This is a genomic window from Paludibacterium paludis (assembly GCF_018802605.1).
Classification (GTDB): domain Bacteria; phylum Pseudomonadota; class Gammaproteobacteria; order Burkholderiales; family Chromobacteriaceae; genus Paludibacterium; species Paludibacterium paludis.
The window spans coordinates 478,412-502,672 of record NZ_CP069161.1 but is presented as its reverse complement, the minus strand read 5'-3'; the positions used below and the strand labels follow the sequence as shown (position 1 = coordinate 502,672).

The 24,261-nt window shown below is 60.0% G+C and carries 23 protein-coding genes; 9 read left to right on the top strand and 14 right to left on the bottom strand.

Annotated elements, in window-relative coordinates:
• Positions 1 to 183 precede the first annotated feature (183 nt).
• The 3 genes from rfaQ to JNO50_RS02345 are packed head-to-tail and all read left to right on the top strand — an operon-like array spanning position 184 to position 3,349.
• Positions 184 to 1,254 carry a putative lipopolysaccharide heptosyltransferase III gene (gene rfaQ, locus JNO50_RS02355; RefSeq protein ID WP_189533836.1) on the top strand — a complete coding sequence of 357 codons (1,071 nt, stop codon included), beginning with the start codon at positions 184 to 186 and terminating at the stop codon, positions 1,252 to 1,254.
• On the top strand, positions 1,251 to 2,363 hold the full coding sequence (locus tag JNO50_RS02350) for a glycosyltransferase (RefSeq protein ID WP_189533838.1): 1,113 nt from the start codon (positions 1,251 to 1,253) through the stop codon (positions 2,361 to 2,363). The genes rfaQ and JNO50_RS02350 overlap by 4 nt, the downstream gene beginning before the upstream one ends.
• On the top strand, positions 2,360 to 3,349 hold the full coding sequence (locus JNO50_RS02345) for a polysaccharide deacetylase family protein (RefSeq protein WP_189533840.1): 990 nt from the start codon (positions 2,360 to 2,362) through the stop codon (positions 3,347 to 3,349). Before JNO50_RS02350 ends, JNO50_RS02345 begins: the two co-directional genes overlap by 4 nt.
• Here the strand turns inward: JNO50_RS02345 and JNO50_RS02340 are convergent.
• From JNO50_RS02340 to cysG, 9 genes are read right to left on the bottom strand one after another with little or no spacing between them, the layout of a single operon-like run.
• Positions 3,313 to 4,521, bottom strand: coding sequence for a glycosyltransferase (locus JNO50_RS02340; RefSeq protein WP_189533841.1), 1,209 nt, complete (start codon positions 4,519 to 4,521; stop codon positions 3,313 to 3,315). The two genes, JNO50_RS02345 and JNO50_RS02340, sit on opposite strands and share 37 nt — an antisense overlap.
• The gene (locus JNO50_RS02335) at positions 4,518 to 5,648 is read right to left on the bottom strand and encodes a glycosyltransferase family 4 protein (protein WP_189533843.1); all 1,131 of its coding nucleotides are present in this window, start codon (positions 5,646 to 5,648) and stop codon (positions 4,518 to 4,520) included. Before JNO50_RS02335 ends, JNO50_RS02340 begins: the two co-directional genes overlap by 4 nt.
• An 11-nt stretch (positions 5,649 to 5,659) precedes the next feature.
• Positions 5,660 to 7,132, bottom strand: coding sequence for an O-antigen ligase family protein (locus JNO50_RS02330; protein ID WP_189533845.1), 1,473 nt, complete (start codon positions 7,130 to 7,132; stop codon positions 5,660 to 5,662).
• A gap of 50 nt (positions 7,133 to 7,182) precedes the next feature.
• On the bottom strand, positions 7,183 to 8,937 hold the full coding sequence (msbA, locus tag JNO50_RS02325) for a lipid A export permease/ATP-binding protein MsbA (RefSeq protein WP_189533987.1): 1,755 nt from the start codon (positions 8,935 to 8,937) through the stop codon (positions 7,183 to 7,185).
• A 5-nt stretch (positions 8,938 to 8,942) separates the two neighbouring features.
• The gene (locus JNO50_RS02320; protein WP_244976379.1) at positions 8,943 to 10,124 is read right to left on the bottom strand and encodes a glycosyltransferase family 4 protein; all 1,182 of its coding nucleotides are present in this window, start codon (positions 10,122 to 10,124) and stop codon (positions 8,943 to 8,945) included.
• Positions 10,121 to 11,860, bottom strand: a complete 1,740-nt coding sequence (gene ptsP, locus JNO50_RS02315) for a phosphoenolpyruvate--protein phosphotransferase (RefSeq protein WP_189533849.1) — start codon at positions 11,858 to 11,860, stop codon at positions 10,121 to 10,123. Before ptsP ends, JNO50_RS02320 begins: the two co-directional genes overlap by 4 nt.
• Before the next feature lie 45 nt (positions 11,861 to 11,905).
• Entirely contained in the window at positions 11,906 to 12,175 is a 270-nt protein-coding gene (locus JNO50_RS02310; RefSeq protein WP_189533851.1) for an HPr family phosphocarrier protein, read from the bottom strand.
• Positions 12,168 to 12,569, bottom strand: coding sequence for a PTS sugar transporter subunit IIA (locus JNO50_RS02305; RefSeq protein WP_189533852.1), 402 nt, complete (start codon positions 12,567 to 12,569; stop codon positions 12,168 to 12,170). The genes JNO50_RS02310 and JNO50_RS02305 overlap by 8 nt, the downstream gene beginning before the upstream one ends.
• A 48-nt stretch (positions 12,570 to 12,617) precedes the next feature.
• Positions 12,618 to 14,039 carry a siroheme synthase CysG gene (cysG, locus tag JNO50_RS02300; protein ID WP_189533854.1) on the bottom strand — a complete coding sequence of 474 codons (1,422 nt, stop codon included), beginning with the start codon at positions 14,037 to 14,039 and terminating at the stop codon, positions 12,618 to 12,620.
• 126 nt (positions 14,040 to 14,165) lie between these two features.
• Between cysG and JNO50_RS02295 the strand changes: the two genes are divergently transcribed.
• Both JNO50_RS02295 and JNO50_RS02290 read left to right on the top strand, forming a co-directional pair.
• Positions 14,166 to 16,367: a sensor domain-containing diguanylate cyclase gene (locus tag JNO50_RS02295; RefSeq protein ID WP_189533856.1), complete on the top strand. Its 2,202-nt coding sequence runs from the start codon at positions 14,166 to 14,168 to the stop codon at positions 16,365 to 16,367.
• 34 nt (positions 16,368 to 16,401) lie between these two features.
• A complete protein-coding gene (locus tag JNO50_RS02290; protein ID WP_189533858.1) occupies positions 16,402 to 17,187 on the top strand; it encodes a DUF3025 domain-containing protein in 786 nt (261 codons plus the stop codon).
• On the opposite strand, the gene JNO50_RS02285 is transcribed toward JNO50_RS02290, so the two are convergent.
• Positions 17,139 to 18,350 (bottom strand): YihY family inner membrane protein, encoded by a 1,212-nt coding sequence (locus JNO50_RS02285; RefSeq protein ID WP_189533860.1) that lies wholly within the window; start codon positions 18,348 to 18,350, stop codon positions 17,139 to 17,141. The genes JNO50_RS02290 and JNO50_RS02285 overlap by 49 nt on opposite strands.
• An 88-nt stretch (positions 18,351 to 18,438) precedes the next feature.
• On the opposite strand from JNO50_RS02285, the gene wrbA reads away from it, so the two are divergent.
• Positions 18,439 to 19,035, top strand: a complete 597-nt coding sequence (gene wrbA / locus JNO50_RS02280; protein ID WP_189533862.1) for an NAD(P)H:quinone oxidoreductase — start codon at positions 18,439 to 18,441, stop codon at positions 19,033 to 19,035.
• Here the strand turns inward: wrbA and JNO50_RS02275 are convergent.
• From JNO50_RS02275 to metX, 4 genes are read right to left on the bottom strand one after another with little or no spacing between them, the layout of a single operon-like run.
• Entirely contained in the window at positions 19,032 to 19,385 is a 354-nt protein-coding gene (locus tag JNO50_RS02275) for an MliC family protein (RefSeq protein WP_189533864.1), read from the bottom strand. The genes wrbA and JNO50_RS02275 overlap by 4 nt on opposite strands.
• Entirely contained in the window at positions 19,382 to 20,647 is a 1,266-nt protein-coding gene (locus tag JNO50_RS02270) for an AmpG family muropeptide MFS transporter (RefSeq protein ID WP_189533865.1), read from the bottom strand. The genes JNO50_RS02275 and JNO50_RS02270 overlap by 4 nt, the downstream gene beginning before the upstream one ends.
• A gap of 21 nt (positions 20,648 to 20,668) precedes the next feature.
• A complete protein-coding gene (gene metW / locus JNO50_RS02265; protein WP_189533867.1) occupies positions 20,669 to 21,274 on the bottom strand; it encodes a methionine biosynthesis protein MetW in 606 nt (201 codons plus the stop codon).
• On the bottom strand, positions 21,271 to 22,413 hold the full coding sequence (metX, locus tag JNO50_RS02260) for a homoserine O-succinyltransferase MetX (RefSeq protein WP_189533869.1): 1,143 nt from the start codon (positions 22,411 to 22,413) through the stop codon (positions 21,271 to 21,273). The genes metW and metX overlap by 4 nt, the downstream gene beginning before the upstream one ends.
• A 173-nt stretch (positions 22,414 to 22,586) precedes the next feature.
• On the opposite strand from metX, the gene JNO50_RS02255 reads away from it, so the two are divergent.
• The 3 genes from JNO50_RS02255 to ybaK all read left to right on the top strand — a co-directional run bounded on the left by JNO50_RS02255 (position 22,587) and on the right by ybaK (position 24,260).
• On the top strand, positions 22,587 to 22,754 hold the full coding sequence (locus JNO50_RS02255) for a protein MIGRI (RefSeq protein ID WP_189533871.1): 168 nt from the start codon (positions 22,587 to 22,589) through the stop codon (positions 22,752 to 22,754).
• Between the two features lie 51 nt (positions 22,755 to 22,805).
• Positions 22,806 to 23,708: a tRNA modification radical SAM protein MnmL/YtqA gene (gene mnmL, locus JNO50_RS02250; RefSeq protein ID WP_189533873.1), complete on the top strand. Its 903-nt coding sequence runs from the start codon at positions 22,806 to 22,808 to the stop codon at positions 23,706 to 23,708.
• Between the two features lie 69 nt (positions 23,709 to 23,777).
• A complete protein-coding gene (gene ybaK / locus JNO50_RS02245) occupies positions 23,778 to 24,260 on the top strand; it encodes a Cys-tRNA(Pro) deacylase (protein ID WP_189533875.1) in 483 nt (160 codons plus the stop codon).
• Position 24,261: the final 1 nt, after the last annotated feature.

The window sequence follows — 24,261 nt, the reverse complement described above, 5'->3', positions numbered from 1 at the left end:
TGAGACGGCAGTTGCTCCGACACCGGCTCTGCGCCGGTGTTTTCGTTTCTGGCCACGGCACCATCCGAAACATGCCAATCATATAAAACATAAAAAGAATCCCCGCTCCTCATCCCCCGGCAACGCCATTTGCGTTATCCTTGCCTCCATATCGCTTTACAACCCGTTTCGGACCGTTCGACCTTGACTGACCTCGCCCCACCCAAACGCATTCTGGTGATCAAGTTGCGACACCATGGAGACATCCTTCTGTGCACGCCTGTCGCGCGGGTTCTCAAAATGCGCTATCCGCATGCGCAGATCGATTTTCTGGTTTACCGGGAAACCATACCCATCGTATCGCGCAACACGGACATCGACCGGGTATGGGGTCTGGATCGCGGCCTCAAGGGCGCGGCAAAACTCTGCCACCTCCTTTCCCTGTATCGCCGGATGGCCGGTCGGCGCTACGATTGGGTGATTCACCTGTCCGACCAATGGAACGGCGCACTGCTGGCCAGATTGCTGGCCCGCCAGGAGGCGGTGGGATTCGATTACCCCAAGCGCCGCGGAAACCGCTGGGCGTCCCTGTTCAGCCGCCTCGCTCCGCTGGCTCCCAGCAATACCATTCACACGGTCGAACAGAACCTGCTCGCACTGGAAACGCTTGGCATCACCGCCGCACCCGCCGATAAACGTTGCGTGATGGCGATCGATCAACGCGATCGCGATACAGTCGGCAGGCAGCTCGAAGCACTCGGGGTGACCGGGCCTTATATCCTCATCCATCCTGCCTCCCGGTGGTTTTTCAAATGCTGGGAAGACGACCGCTTTGCCAGCGTGATCCAGTCGCTGGCCGATGATGGTCACACAATCATCATGACCGCCGCCCCCGTCAGGGAAGAGCTCGCTTTGGTGGATGCCATCCTGCGGCGCGTACGATCGCCACGCGTGCATTCGCTGGCAGGCCAACTGAGTCTGACGGAACTTGCCGCGGCGATCGAAGGCGCCGGACTGTTCATCGGCGTCGATTCGGTGCCGATGCACATGGCCGCCGCTCTGGACCGCGATATCGTCGCGCTGTTCGGTCCCAGTAAAATCAACGAATGGCACCCCTGGATGGCCCGGCATGCGCTGATCCACGCAGCGGATTACGGCCCGCTGATCGATCCGGACGCGGTGGACACGTCGACCACGGAACGCTACCTCCGGGCAATACCAGTCGAGCCGGTGCTTGACGCCGCGAGGGGTTTCCTGGCCGGAGAGCGCCCATGAGCGTATGTCATGTCGCTTTCATTATCGACGGACTCGCAGGCGGGGGGGCTGAGAAGGTCGTGCTGACGCTGGCTGGCGGCATGCTCGCTCGCGGCCTCGATGTGACCCTCATCTCATTACGCGCGGAAATGGCTTATACCCTGCCCGACGGCGTGCGCTTTATCCAGCTCGAGGATCGGTACCGGGGGCCGCTGCGCCGCCAGACCGAGATTCGCCGGCGCGCAAGGGCGCTGGACGCGGCGGTCGCCGGGCTGCCGTCGCCGCCACAACTCATTATCTCCAATCTGCCCAAAACCGACCGTATCGTCGCCGCGTCATCGCTCGGGACACGGGCATGGTACTGCCTGCACGGCGCCGTTGCCAAAACCCAATTGGAACGCAGGAGCGGACTGGCTCGAATCCTGAAAAAGCATCAACTCAAGAACACATATGGCAATAACAAGCTGATTGCCGTCGGGCGAGGTGTAGCCCGTGACATTCTGGAAAGCGGAGGGATACAGCCGGCAAAGCTGGAGATTATCGATAATCCCGTCGATCTTCCCACCGTACGGCAGCTCGCTATGGAGCCGTGCCCAATGGACGGGGAGCGCTTCATCGTGCACGTCGGCCGATTCCATCCGGTCAAACGCCATGACAGGCTTCTTGAGGCCTTTGCCAGCGCGAACTATCCCGGAAAGCTCGTGCTTGTGGGCAAAGGCAGCCATGAGGAAACGGCAGATCTCAAACAACGCGCTCTAGCCCTCGGTATCTCGCCACGCGTGGTTCTTGCCGGATTTCAGTCAAACCCCTACCCGTGGATGCGCGCGGCGGAGGCACTGGTACTCAGTTCAGATCATGAAGGATTCGGACTGGTGCTGGTTGAAGCAATGGCCTGCGGAACACCAGTCGTTTCAACGCGCTACCACCCTGACGGGCCGAACGATATTCTGCAAGGTGAACTCGCCCGCTGGATCGTCGAGCCGTCCTGCGGCGATTTGGCTCGCGCCATCGACGAAGTTACCACCGTACCGCCAGCCATTCCCGAGGCACTCTTGAGGCGCTTCTCTGTCGAGAGTATCGTCGATCGTTATTTGGCCCTCGCAAACGGGCAATCCAAGGCTGCATCATGAAAAAGCACTTTCTTATCACCATCGACACGGAAGGCGACGACCTGTGGGGCAATGCAGCCACGCTGACTACCCGCAACGCCGGTTTTCTCGAGCGCTTCCAGACATTGTGCGAACGCTTCGGCTTCAAGCCGTGCTATCTGACCAACCACGAAATGGCGATCGATCCAGTCTACCAGGCTTTCGCCCGGGACGTGATCTCCCGGGAAACAGCGGAGATCGGCATGCATCTGCATGCCTGGAACAGTCCTCCTCTGCATCCTGAAACCGACCACGGTGGCGAGGACAAAGCTTACCTGATCGAATACCCGCTGGAAGTCATGCGCGCCAAGATAGCCACCATGACCCATCTTCTGGAGGATACGTTCGGGGTCAAGATGGTCAGCCACCGCGCCGGACGCTGGGCCTTCGACGGCCGCTATGCCAAGCTGCTGGTGGAACACGGGTACAAGGTGGACTGCTCGGTGACTCCGCATGTCGACTGGAGCCAGACAAGAGGAGCCCGTCAGGGTCGGGGAGGAACCGACTACAGAGAATTCCCGGAGTCGGCTTACTGGCTCGACGAATGTGATATCGGCCAAGCCGGCTCGCTGCCACTGCTGGAAATTCCTATGACAACACGTCCGAAATATTCATCTATCGTGCAAGGACTCAAGGACACGGTGAATCGCCTGCGCGGCAAGTCGCGCCCCCGCTCCATGAGCTGGTTGCGTCCGCGTGGAGGTAACGCCAGGGAAATGATCACACTCGCCGACCGGGTTGGCGCTGGCGGGTCCGACTACCTGGAGTTCATGCTGCACTCGTCGGAATTCATGCCTGGCGGCAGCCCGACATTCAGGACGGAGGCGGATATCGAAGAGCTCTACCGGGACCTTGAAGCCCTGTTCACGCATCTGGCGCGAGATTATTCAGGAGCGACGCTCGCGGAATACCACGCTGGCCATGTCGAACGTCACGGCTTGCCGGCCGCGGCGGCAAGCCGCGCGTAAAACCTGGCCAGCCAGTCGTCGAAGCGGTGGGCAACAGCCGCTTTGGCGAGTGCCCCGGCGCTCAGTTCCCGGTAACGCTCTTCGGTCGATGTCATGAACTGGAGCGCGTCGGCCATATCGGCAGGATGCATCAGCCGAGTCGGCACGAGCGAATCAAGGTCGGGGTCGTAAACCTCCCGAGCAAAAGCGGTACTGGCGCCCGTGGCACGCGCATAGTCGTCAATCGGCCAACGTGGAGCCAGGCAGGCTCCAGTCTTGCCATCATCGACCACTTCGGGAAAGCCGTCGACTGTCGGGCACAGAACAGGCAAACCATGTGCCATGGCCTCAAGGCACACCAAAGGCATGGTTTCGTGCATGGAAGTCATCACAAAAAGATCGATCGAACGATAGAACCCCGACATATCGTCGACCAAACCCAGGAATATCACCCGATCCTCCAGACCAAGCCGTTTGACAAGCGCTTCCAGTACGGGACGTTCGGCCCCTTCTCCTGCGATGCGGGCCTCAGCATGCATGCCCCGGCTGCGCAGCTCTTCGATCGCGAGTATCAGCAACCCAACCGCTTTCAGGGGAACAAGCCGGCCGGCGAATCCTAGCCGGAGAGGGCGCCCGCTCGGCAAACCGCGCGGCACATGGCTCTGGCCGGACAATCCGGGACGAACCGGGTTCGGGCATACCGTCACATCGAACGGTACCCGATGCTTGAGCTGCAGCATGCGGGCGCCGGCTCTGGACACGGCAATCGCCGAGGCGACATGGGGGAAGAATCCTTGCAACTGACGTGGATGGTGGGTATACCAGCTCATGCCATGCTCATAGTACACCAGCGGACACCCCAATTCCACCGGATCAAGCCGGAAGTCAGTGAACTGGTTCCACGCCACCACAAGATCCGGCCGGAATTGCCGGATGAGGCGCAAACGGTTCCATGCCCGCAACGCATACGGCCGGCGCGGCACAGACAGAGGCCCCAGGCAGCGCCAGGAGACGTAGCGGCCATGCTGACCGATGTCGGAGAAACGGGCCGCTGGCTCCGGACTGTCCGCCACGGTCAGATGTTCGACGTGCCATCCGTCAGGAGGTGAAGCACGCAAAAACTCCGCGTAAAGCGTCTCCACACCGCCTACGTTGGCCAGATCGATCAGATGGGCGATACGCAACCGCTTCATGCGGCCTCCACTCGCCCCGAACGCCGCATCGCGTCCCGATAACAATTGAGCATGCCCCGCATCATGTAGTCGAAAGACATATACTGAAGCGCGTGATCGAAGGCGGCTTCTCTCAAACGGCTAGCCAGATCAGGATCATCCAGCAAGCGCGCCACCGACGTGGCGAGGGCGGTATCGGAGCCCGGCTCGCACAGCAGACCGGTTCGCTCGTGATCGATCATTTCGGGTAAACCGCCCGTGGTGGTCGCCACAACATTCTTTTTCATCAGGAACGCCTGCGCCACCAGACGAGTCTGCGCCTCGGTGGCGACAGAGGCGATAACGACCATATCGGCGATCGCCAGCCAGTTTTCGATATCACTCTGATAGCCGAGAAAACGGATACGCCCGCTCTCGATATCGGTGCGTACGGCGCCCACTACCTCTTGCTTGTAGCTTTCCGTCTGAGTCGTCGCCTCGCCAAGCTGAATGCACGTGATGTCACTGTGCCGCCGCAGGAGTGAGGCGCAAGCTCTGACAAAGTGCAGTTGCCCCTTGTCCGGCCGGATCATGCCGACATTGGCAATCACGATGTGATTGGCCGGGATACCAAGGGATTGACGCAATGCGGCACCATCCCGGTCTGGCGAGAAACGTTGTTCATCCACCCCGGCCACCGCGACATAGACATGTTCGGGATTCACCAGGCCGGCCTCGTCGAGTATCTCTCGTACCCGTCCGGCGGTGACAATCACACCATCGTTGCCATGGCGCCAAACCAGGCGTTTCAGCGCATTGACGCCGATGGGATCGGTGACATGACGGGAGCGCACCACCGTACGCCCGGTCAGCCACTTGATCCAGGCTCCGTACGTACTATCACGATTTCCATGGCAATCAAGAATATCAATCTGATTATCGGCCAAAAAACGGCGCAAGGAGAAGAATGTCGTGGGATTTACCGAACCGCGGATTTCGAGAGACAGAAGCGGCAATGCTCTCATGCGGGCCTGCTGGAGAATTGCAGAACCGGGGCGAGCAACTATCCAGGCCGGATAGCCATGATCATTCAACCATTGCGTCTGTTCGACGATGCGGAGTTCTTGTCCGCCCCAGTCCATGGATGACTCGATATGCGCGATGCGCATAAACACGACTCCTAAAAACTTTTCTTGTGTTTACCCCAACTGTCCACCGGAGGGTTCATCGCCGAGGGGCCTCCATCTGAACACTCGACCGCTTGTGACTTTTCCCGGTAGCAAATCACGAGTAACAGACAGCTGAAAAAGGTAAACATTTCGAGCATGTGATCTCGCAAAACATCATCGAACACACTTCGTGACGTAAACCCAAGAATGAACATCAACAGAAAAAGTCCAACTACCTTCTTTTCACGATAAAAACTATTCCAGCCAGTCGCCGCAAATGAAAAAATCAGCATTAGCCAAAGAAGCAAACCCGGGATACCTGCCGCAAAAGTGAAATTCAGCAGCCCCGAGTGGCTCTGTGTCGTGGTCGATGGTTCCTGGAAATGCTTTTCAACAAGTCGATGAAAATTATCATTCCCGATACCGATACCAAGAGGTTCCTTCGCTACCAGCTCGATGCCAACCTTGGCCCAGGCTAGACGCTCATAATTCGAAAGGCTAACTTCCTCTCCTGAGGCCAACCTAGGATGCGGGTATTTTTCATTATTTAGCCAAAATTTATAGTTTTTGATATCGAGAGAGTAAGGCACAGTTTCTGCAAGTGACCTCCAGCGAGGATCGGTGACAAGTGATATTTTCACAAGCGCGCCCAAGAAAACGATGCCCGCCAACGCCACCAGTATCAACTTCTTTGTGCCCCATTTCCTAAATCTGTAAAGCATCACGAAAATAACGTTCGAGACGACCATACTTATCATGCCAACAGTGGCATTCCTTGTGACAAGCTGTAAGTCAACAAAAACGCATACTGCAAACATAAAAACCAGTACGGGGGTTTTTACAGACAACCAGGATTTGCCAAGCGCAGCTCTTAATGTCAGTTCCGTAGCAAAAAATGACAATACCAAATTCACATGGACACTCAACTCCATCCGACTGTAAGCGATTCGTGTTTCTTGCCATGGAATGGAGTGGCTCTTGAAACCCAGCCAAATGATGTCAAGCATCTGCACGAGTGGCACGAGCCACATCGCACAAATGATACCCCAGAAAATATCTACGGCGTCCAACTTTTTTTGATAGGCCAGAACAACCGGCAGGATTGCTATCCCCATGAATCCTGTTTCAATAACCCGCAGCCATTTTCCATTATATAGCTCCATATAGCCGACACCTTTTCCTGAAAAGAAAAGACCGACTATCAACAACCATAGACTCAACAGCCCGACAGGCCAGAGTTTGCCTTTAATTGGTCTTGCCACCTCTTCCCGAAGTTTTTTATCTGAAAAAACATCGTAAAACAATATAAAAAAAACGGGGAGCAGCAAAAAATTCCTATGGAATGGCAACAACCCATTAGGAATCGGCCAAAAAAACGCCAATATCAATACACCAACCCACAAAAACCAACTAAAAAAAGGCTTATTCGGATCAGGAGAAAATTTTGTCAGAAACGATGGAATAATATTACTATAATTTTGCATGAAAGCTTTCCAGCACAGGGAAAAATCAAAGGAGGTGGAGCCTCCTAGGACTACTCAGCAGATTTAAACTGAATTCGATGCAAATTGGCATACACTCCATTATGTGCAAGCAAATCAGGATGAGAACCTGTTTCCACGATTCGTCCTTGATCCATCACGACAATCCTGTTTGCATTCTCGATCGTCGATAGCCTGTGCGCGATCACCAGTGTCGTCTGATTCGCCATCAATTTGTCCAGCGCGGACTGAACCAGCATCTCGGAGTGCGAGTCGAGCGCCGATGTCGCCTCATCCAGGATAAGAATCGAAGCATTCTTCAAAAGTGCGCGCGCGATCGCCAGACGCTGCCGCTGACCACCTGACAATCGGGAACCATTCTCGCCAATGACGGTGTCAAACCCGTCCGGCAATTGCTCGATAAACTCAAGGGCATTGGCGGCACGGGCCGCCGCCTCTATCTCGGCCCGGTCGACTTTGCCTTGGCGGCCATAAGCGATATTTGCTTCAACGGTATCGTTGAACAACAGAACATCCTGACTAACCAAGGCGATGTGAGAGCGCAAATCCTTGAGCACCCAGTCGCCCAATGGCACTCCATCAAGACGAATTATGCCCTGCGAAGGCAAGTAGAATCTTGGTATCAAGCTTGCCAAAGTTGTTTTCCCGCTGCCCGACGCCCCCACCAGCGCGACGGTTTCCCCCGGTTCGATCGTAAATGACACATCGTCCAGCGTGAGACGCTCGGCAGAGGGGTAACGGAAAGAAACATGATCAAATTCTATCCGGCCGGCTACCGTTTTCAGACCAATGGTCCCCGCATCCTCTTCAACACTCTGGTCAAGGAACGAAAAAACGCTTTCCGCAGCAGAAAGCCCTCGCTGAAGCGATTGTGAAATGTTTGTAATTCTCTTGATCGGAGCAAAAAGCATGGTCATTGACGTCAAAAACGTCATGAAGGCTCCAGCCGTCAAGGCATTTTGCTGGGCACGCATGGTTGCAAAATACAATACAAATGACAAGGCAACGGCGATAATCAGCTGGGTCACACTGGTATTCGATGAAATGGCGGAAGTCTGTTTTATCCAGTTTCGGCGAATGGCTTGAGCGGCGGAATCAAACCGCGATATCTCACGCTCCTGGCCACCATAAATCTTCACCACTCGCTCGCAGTCGATGGACTCACTAAGCACCTGGGTAAGGCTTGCCATTTGTTTCTGGCCCAGCGATGACAAACGACGCAATCGCTTGCTGACGATGCGAATGCAAAGCGCAACCATGGGGAATACAGTCAGACATATCAGCGATAGTTGCCAATCGGTGTAAAACATCACTCCGATCAACCCAATCACCTGAATGCCGTCCTTGATACTCACTGTAATGATATTGAATCCCGCATCGGTCACCATCCCAGCATCGTAAGTAATCCGGGATAGCAAATGTGCCGATTGATTTTCCTTGTAGAAGGCGGATGGCATATTCACGAGACGCTGAAACATTTCATTCCGCAATCCCATCACCAGCTTGCCTGCCAGCCAGCTTGTACTGTATTCATTAATGAAACTTGTAATGCCACGCACCAGAAACAAGCAGACAATCGCCAGCGGAACCCACGTGATGGTTGTATTATCTTTTGCAACAAAGCCCTGATCGATAAGAGGCTTCATCAAGGTGGTAAAAGCTGGTTCCGTTGCTGCCGCAATGGACATCGAAACCAGTGAAATCACAAACACCCCCCAATAAGGGCGCAGATATCCCATCATCCGCAAGTACAGACCAAGACTTTTATACGATCGCTTACCGTTCATCGGCTTCACTTCACTTTCCTGGCTGATGACGCCAAAATCCGCTGATAGCAGCCCAAAAGCTCACTGGCCATGGCTTCCAGCGTCATGTGTTCGACAGATCGACGAGCGGCTATCCGCAGCTCCGGCCAGCGGCGGCGATCAGCCATCCACTCTGCGACCGCATGTGAAAGACCCGACACATCCTGGGCACTCTCGACAACCCAGCCATTATTTCCATTCTGAATCAGTTCGGCGGTTCCGCAAGTCGGGGAGGTGAAAACCGGCAAACCCGATGCCAGCGCCTCGATACCGACATTCGGGAAAGGATCGTACAGCGAGGTAAGAACCAGAGCGTCTGCCATTCCGTAAAAGGGCAGAACGTCATCCTGCGCTCCCGCAAAATACACTCTGTCGGCGATGCCATAACGGCGCGCCATGGCTTTGTAGTCCCGGTCATTTTTGTCACGACCAACGACAACCAGCCATACATCCGGATTGGCCCGTACAGCGGCCAGGGACGCTTTCAAACCCTTGCGCTCGAATCCCGAGCCGACATGCAGCAAAACGGGAGCATTCTGCGGAATAGTCAATGCGCGCCGCATTGACTCGCGATAGCGTTCTCGCAACGCAAGGGAAAACTTCTCGGTATCAAGTCCATTATGAATGACGGCAAATGACTCTTCGGGCAAGCCGAACGCTGAGCGGATCTCGTTTTTCACCATGCGGGAATTGCAGATCACCAGTTGCAGATCAGGGTGGGTAAACATCGCCCGTTCCGCCGCCAGGGTGTAGTGATGATAGGGATTGCACCAGAGGGATAAACGCCCCCAAAAGCCCAGTCCCTGCCGGCGAATCTCCAGCCAACGCGCGTGAAGACCGTCGCCGGCCCGATAAATCGAACAGCCTGGAATCCGCTCATGGGACTGGACAAGCGAGATCCCCATGGATTTCCAGGCCCGACGCGCGGCTCTGGCGAATCCCCAGTCCCGCCATACATTTCCGAGAAAAAACGGGTTGACAAGACAGGGGGTCAGTCCGGCCAGCGACTCCCAGCGCCGGGCGATCAGGACGACATCCACTTCACCGGCATCCCGCAACGCACCGACAGCCCGGCTGACGAAGCGCTCGGCCCCGCCGGCCGGATTGTATTTTTGCCGGACGATCGCCAGGCGCGGCACTGCATTCGAAGTCATCGATCCCGTGTTCACGACGATTCGTCGTCGCGATTCAGTTGTTCCAGAAGATCCGCGATTCTATCAGGGTCTTCGGTCCGGAGCATCCTCGCCACAATCGGTGCCACGGCATCGAGGTGGGTCGTGAGCACACGCTGCTTGACCGCAAGCAGGCTGGCCGGATGCATCGAGAACTTTCTCAAGCCCATGCCCAGCAACAGGCGGGTGAGGCGAGGATCCCCCGCCATTTCTCCACAGACCGATACGGGAACCCCGCCTTTGGCACCGGTCTTGATGGTGTGCAGAATCAACTTGAGCACGGCCGGATGTACCGGATCATAAAGATGGCTGACCGCATCATCATTGCGATCGATGGCCAGCGTGTATTGGATCAGATCGTTGGTGCCGATCGACAGGAAATCGACGTATTTGAGCAGGCTGCCGGCCACCAGGGCCGCGGAGGGAATCTCGATCATCGCGCCGACCTCCACGTCGGCGTAAGCGATGCCCTCATCCGACAGTTCCTCGCGCGCGTAGTCGAGCTGGGCGATCGACTGCCGCAGCTCGCCAAGCGAGTTGAGCATCGGGAACAGAATGCGCAACTTGCCGTGCACCGAAGCCCGCAAAAGCGCCCGCAACTGAACCCGGAACATCAATGGCTCGGCCAGACACAGGCGGATGCCGGTCAGTCCGAGCGCGGGGTTTTCCGCGCTTCCGTGGTTAAGCCAGCGCGGATTCTTGTCGGCTCCCAGATCCATGGTCCGGATCGTGACCGGCTTGTCCTTCATCGCGGTCAGTACGGCGCGGTAGGCCTCATACTGCTCGTCCTCGGTCGGCAAGGTATCGCGCCCGAGGAACAGGAACTCGCTGCGGAACAACCCCACGCCCACCGCGCCGAGCAGCTTGCCGCCATCCACATCGTCGGGCAGTTCGATATTGGCCAACAGTTCGATCGGCGTGCCGTCGAGCGTCAGCGCGCTCGATTTGCGAATCTGCGACAGCTTGCGCCGAGCATCGCGCCAAGCGCGCAGGCGCCGCCGATACTCGGCGAGCACCACTTCGTCCGGATCGATGATCACCACGCCCTGCTGCCCATCGACGATCACCAGCTCTTCTTCCCGGATCAACTCGCGCGAATGGTGAAGGGCGATCACCGATGGCAAATCCAGGCTGCGTCCGAGGATGGCGGTATGGGACGTCGCCCCCCCGACATCGGTGATGAACGCGGCGAAATTCGACTCTTTGAAATACACCATGTCCGCCGGGGACAGATCGTGCGCGACCAGGATCGCATCCTCGACCAGATCGTCGGGGGAAGGCAGTTGCGGAGTGTGACCGTCCAGGTTGTTGAAAATCCGCTCGACCACCTGCAGAACATCGTGCTTGCGCTCCCGCAGGTACCCTTCTTCGATGGCGTCGAACTGTGAGACCAGCGCATCGCATTGCAGCTTCAGCGCCCATTCCGCGTTGCAATGCTGGGTCTCGATCAGTTCGCGCGGCTCGCGGGAAATCGTCACATCCCCAAGCAGCATGATATGCAGGGAAAGGAACGCGCCGAGTTCCGCCGGGGCGTTTTCAGGGATGCTGCCCCACAGTGTCTCCAACTCTTTGCGGGTCGCCCGGATGGCTTCGTCGAAGCGGGCCACCTCCGCCGGTACTTCCTCTTCGTCCAGCGTGTAATGCGCGACATCATCCATGCTGCGCGAAATCAGGTGGGCCCGCCCGATGGCGATGCCGCCGCCGATGGCAACGCCGTGCAGAACGATATTCATGTCCCCAATCCTCCGCGGGGCCGCCGCAGCCCCGCCTGCTTGCGCTTATTCCGCCTCATCGAACCGATTGTTGATGAGCTCCGTCAATGCCGACATGGCCTCAGTCTCGTCACCGCCGTCGACTTCTAGCGTGACGGTCGAACCTTTGGCCGCCGCCAGCATCATCACGCCCATGATGCTTTTGCCATTGACCCGGCGGTTGCTGCGGGAAATGAAAATATCGCTGGAAAACCGGCTCGCGAGTTGGGTGAACTTGCTGGACGCCCGGGCATGCAATCCCAGTTTATTGATGATTTCGATTTCTTTTTTAAGCATTGGCCTCCCCCGGAATAATGTAGAGCACGCCTTCCAGTCCGCCCGTCACGGCCTTGCTGACCGTCACGTCCAGTGACTGGGAGCTGTAGCACAGCGCACGCACCAGCATCGGTACATTGACCCCCGCCACCGCTTCGACGCGCCCCGGCTCGATCAGCCGGCTGGCGATATTGGAAGGGGTGGCCCCGAAAATATCGGTCAGGACCAATACCCCCTCTCCCGTATCGAGCCGCGCGACCTTGTCGCGAGCGCGCGCCAGGGCCTGTTCGGGATCATCGGTCTTTTCGACGGCCAGAACATCCAGATTATCGGGTGCCCGGCCCAGTATGTGCTCGGCACAGCCTGCCAGGCTGGACCCCAGGTTGCCATGAGTAATGATGAGAACGCCGACCATAATGTGCCACGAATTGTAAAATGCTGATGGATCATCACAAACAGTATGTCATGAATGCGGTAAAACAGCGATTGTCTGCGAGCCCCCCTCCACGCGCCGGTACCAGCCGAGCTTGTCGGCCAACGTGACAACCTCGCCGACGATGATCAACGCCGGCGAGTGTATGCCGTACTCCGACATTTTAGCGGGCAACGTTTCCAGAGTGCCGACCACTGTTCTTTGCCGCTCGCACGTTGCCCACTCAACGACCGCCGCGGGGGTGGACGCGGACTTGCCGTGAGTGATGAACCCCTCGCACAGCGCTTTTGCCGTCGAAACCCCCATGTAGATCACCACCGTTTGCTCCGGCCGCACCAGAGCCGGCCAGTCGAGCGTCAGGGCAGAATCCTTGCGATGCCCGGTCACAAAGGTTACCGACTGAGCATAGTCGCGATGGGTCAAGGGAATGCCAGCATAAGCGGCCGCGCCACTGGCCGACGTGATTCCAGGCACGACTTCGAAAGGGATCCCATGCGATACCAGAGTCTCGATTTCTTCGCCGCCGCGGCCGAAAGTGAACGGATCGCCGCCCTTGAGTCGCAGCACCCGCCGCCCTTCCAGCGCGAGCCTGGCCATCAGGGTATTGATCTCTTCTTGCGGCAGCGCATGATTATCACGTCGCTTGCCCACGTAGAGCCGTTCGGCATCGCGCCGGACCAGGTCGAGCAAGGCCGGCGCCACCAGATTATCGTAAAGCACGATATCGGCTTGCTGCATCAGCCGTAGCGCGCGAAATGTCAGCAAATCCGGATTGCCGGGCCCCGCCCCCACCAGGTAGACACAGCCGGAGGGGGTCGAATCGCCGGACAAGATGGCGCGCTCCATCGATTCGCGGGCCCGCCCCTCGTTGCCGCCCATCACGTCATCGGCCAAGGGTCCCTCGAGCACCGACTCCCAGAAAGCCCGCCGCGCGCCGGTTTCGGGGAAACGCTCCTTGACACGGTCGCGGAACTCTCCGGCGAAACGGGCAAGGCGGCCGAACCCCGCGGGAATCAGGCTCTCCAGTCGCGCCCTGACGAGACGGGCGAGTACCGGGACACGTCCTCCCGTCGATACCGCGATAACGAGTGGCGAGCGGTCGACTATCGCCGGAGTGATGAAGGAAGACAACTCAGGGTCGTCGACCACATTCACCGGAATACCTCGCAGCTTCGCGGCTTCCGAGACCCTCCGATTGACCTCGCGACAATCCGTCGCGGCGATTGCCAGGCATTTGCCGGCCAGATCTTCATCGTCGAACTCCCGTTCAAGAAACGCCAATTCTCCGGCCTCTGCCATTCCCTTCAGCTCCGGATGGCAACGCGGCGCAATCACGGTCAGACGCGCGCCGGCCGCCGTCAGCAGGCGCACCTTGCGCAGCGCGACCTCTCCCGCGCCGACCACCAGACAATCGGCATGGCGCAAACGCATGAACAGGGGGAAGTAATCCATGATGAAAAAAGAATCCGTTATGAACTAAGCTTACTTCAATTGTCGGGACAGCACGACGACAGTGTGATTTATTGCCAAGACCTCTCCGCATGGGGCAACATCGCAGAGGGTCGTTTACTGGAGAGCATGTTGTTCTGGATGAGCCTTGGGCCGATTCTGCTCAGTGCCGCGGCTCTCGCCGCCGGCTGGTTCTTGCAAGCCAGACAGGCGCGTCGCCATACCTTGAGAGAACTCGCCCGCTTCGTCAGCCAGTCTCCCGATCCCAGCTGCGCGCTGCATGATGACGGACGCATTATCTCTAAAAGCCCGCCGTTCATCGAGCTTTTCGGCTCCGGAGCCGTCCATCTCGATCACCTTCCGCTTCCCTCCGACGTCATGGCCCACCTGATGCGACAGCAGGGCGCGATGAGCCAGAGCCGGACAATGGACATCCAGGACCCCCAGGGCCGTCAGCACATCATCCGGCTCTCGCTGTACTGCTCGGTGACCCCGGCGCGGCGCGGGTGGCGGGTACTGCTGGTACAAGACCTGACCGAGCAGGAGCGCCTGCATCACGAGAACCTGCGCTGGAACACCGCGCTCAATGGCTCGCGGATAGGGCTGCTCTGCTTCGATCTGACCCTGCGCCGCGTTCACGCGACGCGCCAGTGCCTGAATGCGATGCTGGGGCTGGGCGACGAATGGCAGGACATTGCTTTCGACGACTGGCTCGAACGCGTGCATCCTGACGACCGGGGCCGACTTGAGCGCCTGTTGAACCATGCCGTCCCCCACAACGCCGGAGCGGCCAGCACGGAGTACCGGCTCAAGCACGAAGACGGCCACTGGGAATGGATCGAGCAGCGCTCCCAGGTCATCAGCCGGGACCGGCATACCCACGAAATCGTCGCGCTATGCCACGTCATCACGCCCCGCAAGCTCGCCGAACAGGAAATCCGACGTCGCGAACAGGAGTTCCGGATGCTGGTGGAGAACTCCGCCGACATCATTTCACGCTACGACCTGGACTTGCGTTGCCAGTACATCAATCGCAGCGTGACCCGCTATTCGCCGCTGGCGCGCGACGAGCACATCGGTAAAAAAATTCATGAAAAGGGCTGGCCCGACAACGTCACCCGCCAGGTGGTCGAGGCCTGCCGGGAGGTCATCCGCGAACACGAGCAGCGCACCATCGAGATCCAGTTGTCGATCGGCGACCATCAATACTTTTTCGAAAGCCGCATCTTTCCGGAGTTCGACAGCCACGGTCAGTTGACCTCGCTGCTGTGCATCGACAGGGAAATCACCGAGGCGCGGCAGGCCAACCGGCTCCTTGCCGATGAAAACGCCATCATGGAAATGATCGCCGACAACCGGCCGATCGAGGAAACCCTGCAGCAAATCTGCCGGATGGTCGAACCCCAGCTGGGTCAGGCCATGTGCACAATCATGCTGGTGGACGAGTCTGCGCACGACCTGCGGATGGCCGCCTCGGCGGCACTGCCCACCGAATACCGGGATTTGCTCGCCCGTGCGCCGATCGGCGCCGAGACAGGCGCTTGCGGCACCGCCGCATTCTGGAAACGGACAGTCATCGTCAATGACATCGAACACTCCCCGCTGTGGAGCCATTTGCCACAGCTCGCCCGCGCCGGCCTGCGCTCGTGCTGGTCGACGCCGGTACTCGCCGCCGATCGCACCCTGCTCGGAACCATCGCGCTGTACTATCGCGAACCGCGCAACCCCAACGCCGAAGAGCTTCGCTTGCTCTACCGGATCTCGCACATCACGGCCATCGCCCTGCAGCGTAACCTGCACGAGAGCCAGCTCTATCAGATGGCCACCCGCGACGGCATGACCGGTTTACTGAATCGCCGACACTTCGTCGATCTGGCTGGCAGGGAGTTGAAGCAGGCCTCCCGCGACCGGCAACCGGATGCCGTGCTGATGATGGATCTGGATCGCTTCAAGACCATCAACGACACTTATGGCCATGCGGCCGGAGATATGGTCATCATCCACTTCGCCAAGCTTTGCCAGTCCATACTCCGCTCAACCGATTTCATCGGCCGCATGGGCGGTGAGGAGTTCTGTGCGCTGCTGCCCGGCAGCGATCTTGCCGAGGCGCGGCACATCGCCGAACGCATCCGCCTCGCGACGGAAAACGACGAAGTCGTCACGCCAGAGGGCGCCCGTATCCGCTACCAGGTCAGTATCGGTATCGCCTGCTCGGAAGACGGCGAGGCGATGGAAAGCCTGCTCAAACGCGCGGACCGCCAGCTGTATGCCGCCAAGAAAGCCGGCCGCAACCGGGTCGCCGATAGTGCGGCCGTTTCTGAAAATCTTTAGACTGACACCAATCGCACACTCTTCCCGATTTGTCATGGCCGACTGGCGCCCACTTTCCTTGCACCATCCCCTGTACGCGGGACTTGCCGGTCTCGTTTTGCCGTCATTTGCCGACTGGCCCGATCAGGCCGAACTCGATGCGCTTACCGGACGCTGCGCCTCGCCGGTCCGCTTCGTGCTTGGCCTGGAACCGGATGTCTATTACGAGCAGCACATCGCGCAGACCGGCGAAGTGCCGACCCGGCGGCGCAACTGGCACGATTGGTTCAATGCGCTGGCCTGGCTTGCCTGGCCACGGGCGAAAACCGCTTTGAACCGGCGTCATGTCCGCGCCATTGCCCGTGGAGAAGTACGGCGCGGGCCGGCAAGGGACGCCGCCACGCTGCTGGACGAAAGCGGCATACTGATCCCCGTCTCGGACAGTCATCTCGGACATCTGATCGACCAGATGCGGTGGGACGCGCTGTTTCTTGAACACAGGCAAGACTGGGGAAGCCGGATCGGTGCCTTCGCGCTGGGGCACGCGCTGTGGGAAACCGGCCTGGCCCCCTTCATCGGCTGGTGCGGGAAAGCGCTGGTCGTGCAAGTGGACGACGGATTTTTCCGGATGGAGCACCGCGCGCAGCGCGACTGGCTCGACGCCTGGCTTGCCGAACAACTTGACGACGATGCCCGGCTTGCCGACACCCACCGGTTGTGGCCGCTCCCCCTGCTCGGTATTCCGGGCTGGTGCGCGGACAACGAAGATCCGGCCTTCTACGCGAATCGCGATTACTTCCGCTCAAGTCGCCGCGCGAAGTCCTCGACCGTGACATCCTGAAGCGCGGCGAGCATTGGCGCCATCGTGGCCTCGAGCGTCTGCGCGGCGGGATCTCCCGCACTGTTTTGCGGACGGTAGACAAACAACCGGAAAAGATCCGCCAGCGTGATCGACGCGAGTTTCTTCATCAACACCCAGGTATCGCGCTGGCCGCGCATCACATAGCCTTCGCGCGCAAGACGGTCAAGCACGCTTCCCAGCTCATCGAACCCGGCGCGCACCCCCTGACGCAGCTGGGCCGGTGTCATGGCGCTGCCGCTGGCCTGCGCGCTATCCAGCATGACCAGCACCTCCAGCGCATCCAGATAGCGGCGGCGCGGCTCGAATCGGCGCCGCCAGGCGTCGCCGCTCCACCAGGACATGGAAGCGGTGATCACGGCCCCCGCCAGCACCACCAGCCACAGGCAATACACCCACAGCAGGAAAATCGGCAGGCTGGCGAACGCGCCGTACACCAGTTTGTAGGAGGCGATCTTGCCGATATAGAACCCGAACGTCGCGCGCATCACCTCCAGCAGTACCGCGGTGATACCCGCGCCCCACACCGCATGACGCATGGGCACGAAGCGGTCCGGCACGATGCGATACAACAGGCATAGCACCGTGCTGGTGAACAGCAGCGTGCCGCCGATCTCCAGCAAGCCCGCGAGGACAGGCGAGTGCGCCTCCAGGTGTGACGACTTGAACAGCCAGCGCCAGGCGAGCAGCGCGAGACCGAGGGCGACAGGGCCGAGCGTGAGCATGCCCCAGTAGACCAGCCCCTGTTGCAGCATCGGCCGTGTGCTGCGCACCCCCCAAATGGCGTTGAAGGTCCGCTCGATGGTCGACATGAGCATCAAGGATGTCAACACCAGCATGACAACGCCTACGGCGGTGAGCTTTTCGGCATTATCGGCGAACTGGCGCATGTACACGGTGATCACCTTGCCGGCGAACTCCGGCACCAGAGTGGACAATAGAAGCAGTTTGAACCGGGTGCTGAACTCGGAAAACACCGGAAACGCCGACAGCACGATCAGGGCGATGGTCAGCAAGGGCACCAGCGCCAGTAAGGTGGTGAAGGTCAGGCTGCCGGCCACCTGCAGCACGCGGGTGCCGGCCATGCGCCGCAACAGGAAACCGGCGAAGCCGGTCTGGCGCTCGAAACGGGATAAGGAAGACATGCGCAGCACGTTACGGACATTCCGTTGGCGATGCAAGGCCGGGCATGAGGTAAACTGCGTGTTTTGCGCAACGTACGGGAAGCCGAGCATGCACGAAATACTGGTTCTTTACTACAGCCAGCACGGTTCGACCGAAGCGCTGGCCCGGCTCATCGCCCGCGGAGTCGAAAGCGTCCCCGGCTGTCGGGCAAGACTGCGCACCGTACCGAAGGTGTCCACCGTCTGCGAAGCCAGCGAACCGGCGATACCGGCCAAAGGCGCCCCTTATATCGAGGCGTCCGACCTTGCCGAATGCATCGGCCTTGCGCTGGGCAGCCCGACCCGCTTCGGCAACATGGCCGCGTCGGTGAAATATTTTCTGGACGGGACGAGCCCCCTGTGGACGCAGGGCATACTGGCCGGCAAGCCCGCCTGCGTCTTCACCTCGAGCGCCAGCCAGCATGGCGGCCAGGAAAGCACTTTGCTGTCGATGATGATCCCGCTTTTGCACCACGGCATGGTGATACTCGGGCTGCCGTATACCGAAGCCGACCTGTCCACCACCACGGGTGGCGGCACACCATACGGCGCGAGCCACGTCTCGGGCCTGAAAAACCTCGCGCAGCCCACCGACGAGGAAAAACGCCTGGCGCTTGCCCAGGGCAAGCGGCTGGCCCAGACGGCCCTCAAACTGGCATCGGTCTAGTCCGCGGCCGCGGCGGTACAGTCGCGCGCCAGCATGCGCCCGCCACGCGTTGTGAGAAAACCCGAGTCCCCCTTGGTCCACCAGACAAGGCTGCGGCTCACGTAGCGCACACCGCTCGCGCTCATGCCCTCCTTGAGCAGCCAGGTGCGGCCTTTCCATGCGAGCTTGACTGGCGGGCGGCGGGCCCGATCCGGATCGGGATAGGTCGCCGTCAGGGATACGCCCCCGGCACAGGCATAGCGCACGGTCAACGGATACTTGGCGGGCGGAGCGGATGGCGCGTCTTCGGCCAGGACGGGCAGGGCCAACGCCGCCAGAAGCGGCGCGGCAACGACATAACGGGATATCATGAATCGTCTCCACGGTAAGGGGCCACCTTGCACAGCAACGCCATGCCGGGTAGCGCAAGCAGCGTGCACAGCAGAAAAAATCCGAACCAGCCGAAGCGCTCGACGAGAAACCCCGTCATGGAGTTGGCGACGGTGCGCGGCACCATGGCGAGGCTGCTGAACAGGGCGAACTGGGTCGCGGTGTACGCCGGGTGGGTGGAGCGGGCAATGAAAGCGACGAAGGCCGAACTTCCGAGCCCCACGCCCAACGCCTCGAAACCGATCACGACCGCGAGTTTGGCGAGTTCCCAGCCTCCGATCGCCGAGAATGGACCGGCGGCGGCCAGCAGCGCGAAACCGATGATCGATACCACCTGCACGACGCCGAACAGCCACAGGGCGCGATTGATGCCGAGCCGGATCATCCAGACACCGCCGAGCAGACCGCCGATCACGCTCGGCCATAGGCTGGCGTTTTTCGCGACGAGTCCGATCTGCGACTTGCTGAATCCCATGTCCATGTAAAACGGCGTCGCCAGCGAGGTAGCCATGCTGTCGCCGAGCTTGTACAGGAAGATGAACGCCAGCACCAGCAGTGCCGCCGAGCGGCCGTTGCGCCGGAAAAACTCCAGGAACGGATCGACCACCGCTTCGCGCAGCGTGTGCGGCCGCAGCGCGGTCCGCGCGGGCTCTGCCACCACCAGCGTCAAGACAATACCGGGCAGCATGAACAGAGCGGTGACGAGAAACACCGATGACCAGGCCAGATGGTCGGACAGCACGAGGGCCAGGGAGCCCGGCACCAGGCTCGCCAGCCGGTAGGCGTTCACATGCAGCGACGTGCCAAGCCCCAACTGCTCGTCGTCCAGCAGTTCGCGTCGGTAGGCGTCAAGCACGATGTCCTGGCTCGCCGAGAAGAACGACACGAAAAAAGCCATCGCCGCGATCCAGGGCAAATCGGAGGCCGGACGGAACAGGCCGAACAGCCCGATGCTGGCCAGCAGCGCCAGTTGCGAGACCAGCATCCATCCGCGACGGCGGCCGAGCCATGGCAGGCTGAAGCGGTCCATCAGCGGCGACCAGAGGAACTTCCAGGTATAGGGAAACTGGATCAGGGTAAACAGGCCGATGGTCTTGAGGTCGACCCCTTCGCTGCGCAGCCAGGCCGGCACCAGATTGATCAGCAGGAACAGCGGCAAGCCCGAAGAAAAGCCGGTAAAAAGACAAATGATCATCCGGCGCGACAGCAGGGTCTGCCGCCAGTTTGCTGCATGTTGAATCATCGAATCGTAACGTTCTTCTCGTTAGGATCGTCCTTGGCGGCCGATCCGGTAAAACGCGAGGCTGCCGCGCACATTGGGCAGAAAGTCAACGCGCCGCTGCCCGTCCATCACCACCCGTTCCAGGATCCGGATACGGTTTTTCGTGCACAAGGCCTCGAAATCCCCGAGCATGCACCAGTGAATATTGGGCGTATCGTACCACTGATAGGGGATCGTTTCCGATACCGGCATCCGTCCGGCCAGGATCTGCCAGCGATTGCGCCAGTAGCCGAAATTGGGGAAGGTCACGATCGCTTCGCGCCCGACACGGGTGATTTCGCACAGGATACGCTCGGTTTCACGCATCGCCTGGATGGTCTGTGACAGGATCACCTGATCGAAGCTGGCGTCGCCGTAGGCCGACAGTCCGGCCTCAAGATCGCCCTGCAGCGCGTTCACGCCGTTGGCCACGCAGCGCACGATATTGTCCACGTCGATCTCGACGCCGTAACCCCGCACCCCCTTGTGTTCACCGAGCCAGGCCAGCAGAGCGCCATCGCCGCATCCGAGGTCCAGCACACGGGATCCGTCCCGGATCCAGCCCGCGATCTGCTGCAGATCCGGGCGCAATGTTTCCAGTCGGGTCATGCTCCCACCTCCTGCGCGACACGGTCAAGGTAAGTGCGCATCAGCGCGACGTAAGGCGGATCGAGCATCAGAAAGGCATCGTGGCCATGAACCGATTCGATCTCGGCATAGCTGACCCGGCGGTCGGCGCGGGTCAGCGCGTCCACCAACTCACGCGAGCGCGCCGGGGAGAATCGCCAGTCGGAGGTGAAGCTCGCCACCAGAAACGATGCCTTGACATCGGACAGGGCCGCGGCCAGATCGTGCCCGGCATCAGCGGCGGGATCGAAGTAGTCGAGCGCCTTGGTCATCAACAAATAGGTGTTGGCGTCGAAAATATCGGAAAACTTGTCGCCCTGATAGCGCAGATAGGATTCGATTTCGAATTCGACATCGTAACCGAAGCGGTACTCGCCGGAGCGCAGCATGCGGCCGAACTTTTCGCCCATGCCGTCATCGGACAGGTAGGTGATATGACCGAGCATGCGCGCCAACCGCAAGCCGCGGCGCGGCGCCGTGCCATGACGATAGAAATCCCCCCCGTGAAAGTCCGGGTCGCTAAGGATGGCCTGACGCGCCACGTCATTGAAAGCGATGTTTTGCGCCGACAGCTTGGGCGCCGACGCGATGACGAGAGCGTGTCCCACCCGGGCCGGATAGCTGATGGTCCACTGCAGCGCCTGCATGCCGCCAAGACTTCCGCCGATCACCGCGGCCCAACGTTCGATGCCGAGCCGATCGGCCAGCAGGGCCTGGGCGTTGACCCAGTCGGACACCGTCACCACCGGAAAGGCCGCGCCCCACGGCTCGCCGGTTTCCGGGCGAAGGGAAGACGGGCCGGTGCTGCCGTGGCAGCCGCCGAGGTTATTCACACCGACCACGAAAAAACGCCGGGTATCGATCGGCTTGCCGGGTCCCACCATCGAATCCCACCAGCCGGGTGCGGCGTCGTCCTCCGTATAACGCCCGGCCACATGGTGATGGCCGGACAGGGCATGGCACACCAGCACCGCGTTGCTCTTGTCGCGGTTGAGCGTGCCATAGGTTTCATACTTGAGCTCCCAGTTGCCAATGAGCGAACCGCTCAGCAACGGGAGAGGGGTATCGAAAACGGCCAGTTGCGCCGTAACGATGCCGACGGAATTATCAGCTTCGGTCATGATGAACTCACAGCTTGTTTGTGTTGGTGTCGGCGTCAAGGCTTCTCGAGCATGTGAATCATTATAAGGACGTCACAACGTAACGTCATCAGCATATGGAAAAACTTGCGCAGGCACGCCGGCCCCCGCGATAATGCCCCGTCTTTTCTGCGCCTTACCGGCTTCGCCATCTCATGGGCCGTTTCGTCAAATGGCTGCTGATCGCGGCCCTGGCAGTGTTTTTGTGGAATCTGCTGCGCCACCGCGCGTACCGGCACCATGTGCACACGGTATTCAGCCGTCTGGCCATGCTGCTGCTGTGCGTCGCGCTCGGCGCGATCCTCCTTCGCCTGTTTGCTTGATCCGAATCAGCGACGCCGCCCCGGCGCGGATCTATCCTCGCGGCTTTTGCCATGGATCTGACCGCCTACATCAATACGCTGGGCCGGGACCTGAGCCGGCGCTTTGGCGAGAAAGTCCACAAGCTGTCCCTCACCGGCGACTTCACCTGCCCCAATCGCGACGGCACGCTGGGCAAGGGCGGCTGTACGTTCTGCAACGTCCGCAGTTTCAGCCGCGATGCCGCCAGGCTGTCCATCTCCGAGCAGATTCACCGGGAAAAGGCGCGCACCGACCGTGCCCGCCGCTATCTGGCCTATTTCCAGGCCTACACCAGCACCTATGCCGAGGTCCAATGGCTCGAGCGGCAATACCGCGAAGCCGTGGAGTGCGCCGACGTGGTGGGACTGTGTGTGGGAACGCGCCCGGATTGCGTGCCGGACGCGGTGCTGGACTTGCTGGCCGGCCTTGCCGGCGAAGGCAAGGAAGTCTGGCTGGAGTTGGGGCTGCAAAGCGCGCATGACACGACGCTTGCCGGCATCAATCGCGGACACGGTTTCGCCGAATACGAGGATGCCGTGCGACGCGCGCGCCAGCGCGGCCTGAAAATCTGCACGCATCTCATCGTCGGGCTGCCCGGCGAAGACGAAACGATGATCCGCGAAACCCACGCCCGGGTTCTCGAAGCCGGGGTGGAGGGGCTGAAGCTGCACCCCTTGATGATCGTGCGCGGCAGCCGCATGGCGGCGCAGTACCAGCGGCGCGAAATCGCGCCGTGGAGCCTGGAGGATTATGCGGATCTGGCCACCGAACTGATCCGGGCGACGCCCTGGGACGTGGTGTATCACCGGGTGTCGGCGACCGCCCAGGCGCCCACACTGATCGAGCCGGCCTGGTGCGGGCCGCGCTGGACCGCGCTGCAGGCCATCGGGGAACGATTGGCTGCTCGCGGCAAACAGGGCAGCGCGCTGGCGTGACCGGCATTGCCAGCCGCGGCGCGGGCCGTTAGGCTGGCGGTTGACTCACCGTTACCGGCATACCACATCATGGGAAAAACACGAACCCCCGTCACCCAAGCCATCCGCACCCTGCGCGAACACGGGGTGGCCTTCACCGAACATCTGTACGACTACGAGGACAAGGGCGGCACGCGCGTGTCGGCGCGGGAACTCGGGGTCGACGAACACGTGGTGATCAAGACGCTGATCATGCACGACGAAAACCGCAAGCCGCTGATCGTTCTGATGCATGGCGACAAGGAGGTATCGACCCGCAATCTCGCGCGCCGGATCGGCGCGAAGCACATCGAACCGTGCGATCCGGCCACCGCCGACCGGCACAGCGGCTATCAGGTCGGCGGCACCTCGCCGTTCGGCACCCGCCATCCCATGCCGGTTTACATGGAAGCGGGCATCGCCACGCTCGAGCGTATCTACATCAATGGCGGCAAACGCGGTTTTCTGATTGGCATCAACCCGCAAGACGTGATCCGGGTCCTCTCCCCCACTCTGGTCGAGATCGCGGTCTGAG

Bases quoted from the DNA above. Each gene is read 5' to 3' on its own strand.
- JNO50_RS02290 (WP_189533858.1), top strand. From the start codon at position 16,402: ATGGCCGACTGGCGCCCACTTTCCTTGCACCATCCCCTGTACGCGGGA.
- metW (WP_189533867.1), bottom strand. From the start codon at position 21,274: ATGACCCGACTGGAAACATTGCGCCCGGATCTGCAGCAGATCGCGGGC.
- JNO50_RS02295 (WP_189533856.1), top strand. From the start codon at position 14,166: ATGTTGTTCTGGATGAGCCTTGGGCCGATTCTGCTCAGTGCCGCGGCT.
- JNO50_RS02340 (WP_189533841.1), bottom strand. From the start codon at position 4,521: ATGAAGCGGTTGCGTATCGCCCATCTGATCGATCTGGCCAACGTAGGC.
- ptsP (WP_189533849.1), bottom strand. From the start codon at position 11,860: ATGAATATCGTTCTGCACGGCGTTGCCATCGGCGGCGGCATCGCCATC.
- ybaK (WP_189533875.1), top strand. From the start codon at position 23,778: ATGGGAAAAACACGAACCCCCGTCACCCAAGCCATCCGCACCCTGCGC.
- cysG (WP_189533854.1), bottom strand. From the start codon at position 14,039: ATGGATTACTTCCCCCTGTTCATGCGTTTGCGCCATGCCGATTGTCTG.
- wrbA (WP_189533862.1), top strand. From the start codon at position 18,439: ATGCACGAAATACTGGTTCTTTACTACAGCCAGCACGGTTCGACCGAA.
- JNO50_RS02330 (WP_189533845.1), bottom strand. From the start codon at position 7,132: ATGCAAAATTATAGTAATATTATTCCATCGTTTCTGACAAAATTTTCT.
- JNO50_RS02275 (WP_189533864.1), bottom strand. From the start codon at position 19,385: ATGATATCCCGTTATGTCGTTGCCGCGCCGCTTCTGGCGGCGTTGGCC.
- JNO50_RS02305 (WP_189533852.1), bottom strand. From the start codon at position 12,569: ATGGTCGGCGTTCTCATCATTACTCATGGCAACCTGGGGTCCAGCCTG.
- JNO50_RS02335 (WP_189533843.1), bottom strand. From the start codon at position 5,648: ATGCGCATCGCGCATATCGAGTCATCCATGGACTGGGGCGGACAAGAA.
- msbA (WP_189533987.1), bottom strand. From the start codon at position 8,937: ATGAACGGTAAGCGATCGTATAAAAGTCTTGGTCTGTACTTGCGGATG.
- JNO50_RS02350 (WP_189533838.1), top strand. From the start codon at position 1,251: ATGAGCGTATGTCATGTCGCTTTCATTATCGACGGACTCGCAGGCGGG.
- JNO50_RS02285 (WP_189533860.1), bottom strand. From the start codon at position 18,350: ATGTCTTCCTTATCCCGTTTCGAGCGCCAGACCGGCTTCGCCGGTTTC.
- mnmL (WP_189533873.1), top strand. From the start codon at position 22,806: ATGGATCTGACCGCCTACATCAATACGCTGGGCCGGGACCTGAGCCGG.
- metX (WP_189533869.1), bottom strand. From the start codon at position 22,413: ATGACCGAAGCTGATAATTCCGTCGGCATCGTTACGGCGCAACTGGCC.
- JNO50_RS02255 (WP_189533871.1), top strand. From the start codon at position 22,587: ATGGGCCGTTTCGTCAAATGGCTGCTGATCGCGGCCCTGGCAGTGTTT.
- JNO50_RS02310 (WP_189533851.1), bottom strand. From the start codon at position 12,175: ATGCTTAAAAAAGAAATCGAAATCATCAATAAACTGGGATTGCATGCC.
- JNO50_RS02345 (WP_189533840.1), top strand. From the start codon at position 2,360: ATGAAAAAGCACTTTCTTATCACCATCGACACGGAAGGCGACGACCTG.
- JNO50_RS02270 (WP_189533865.1), bottom strand. From the start codon at position 20,647: ATGATTCAACATGCAGCAAACTGGCGGCAGACCCTGCTGTCGCGCCGG.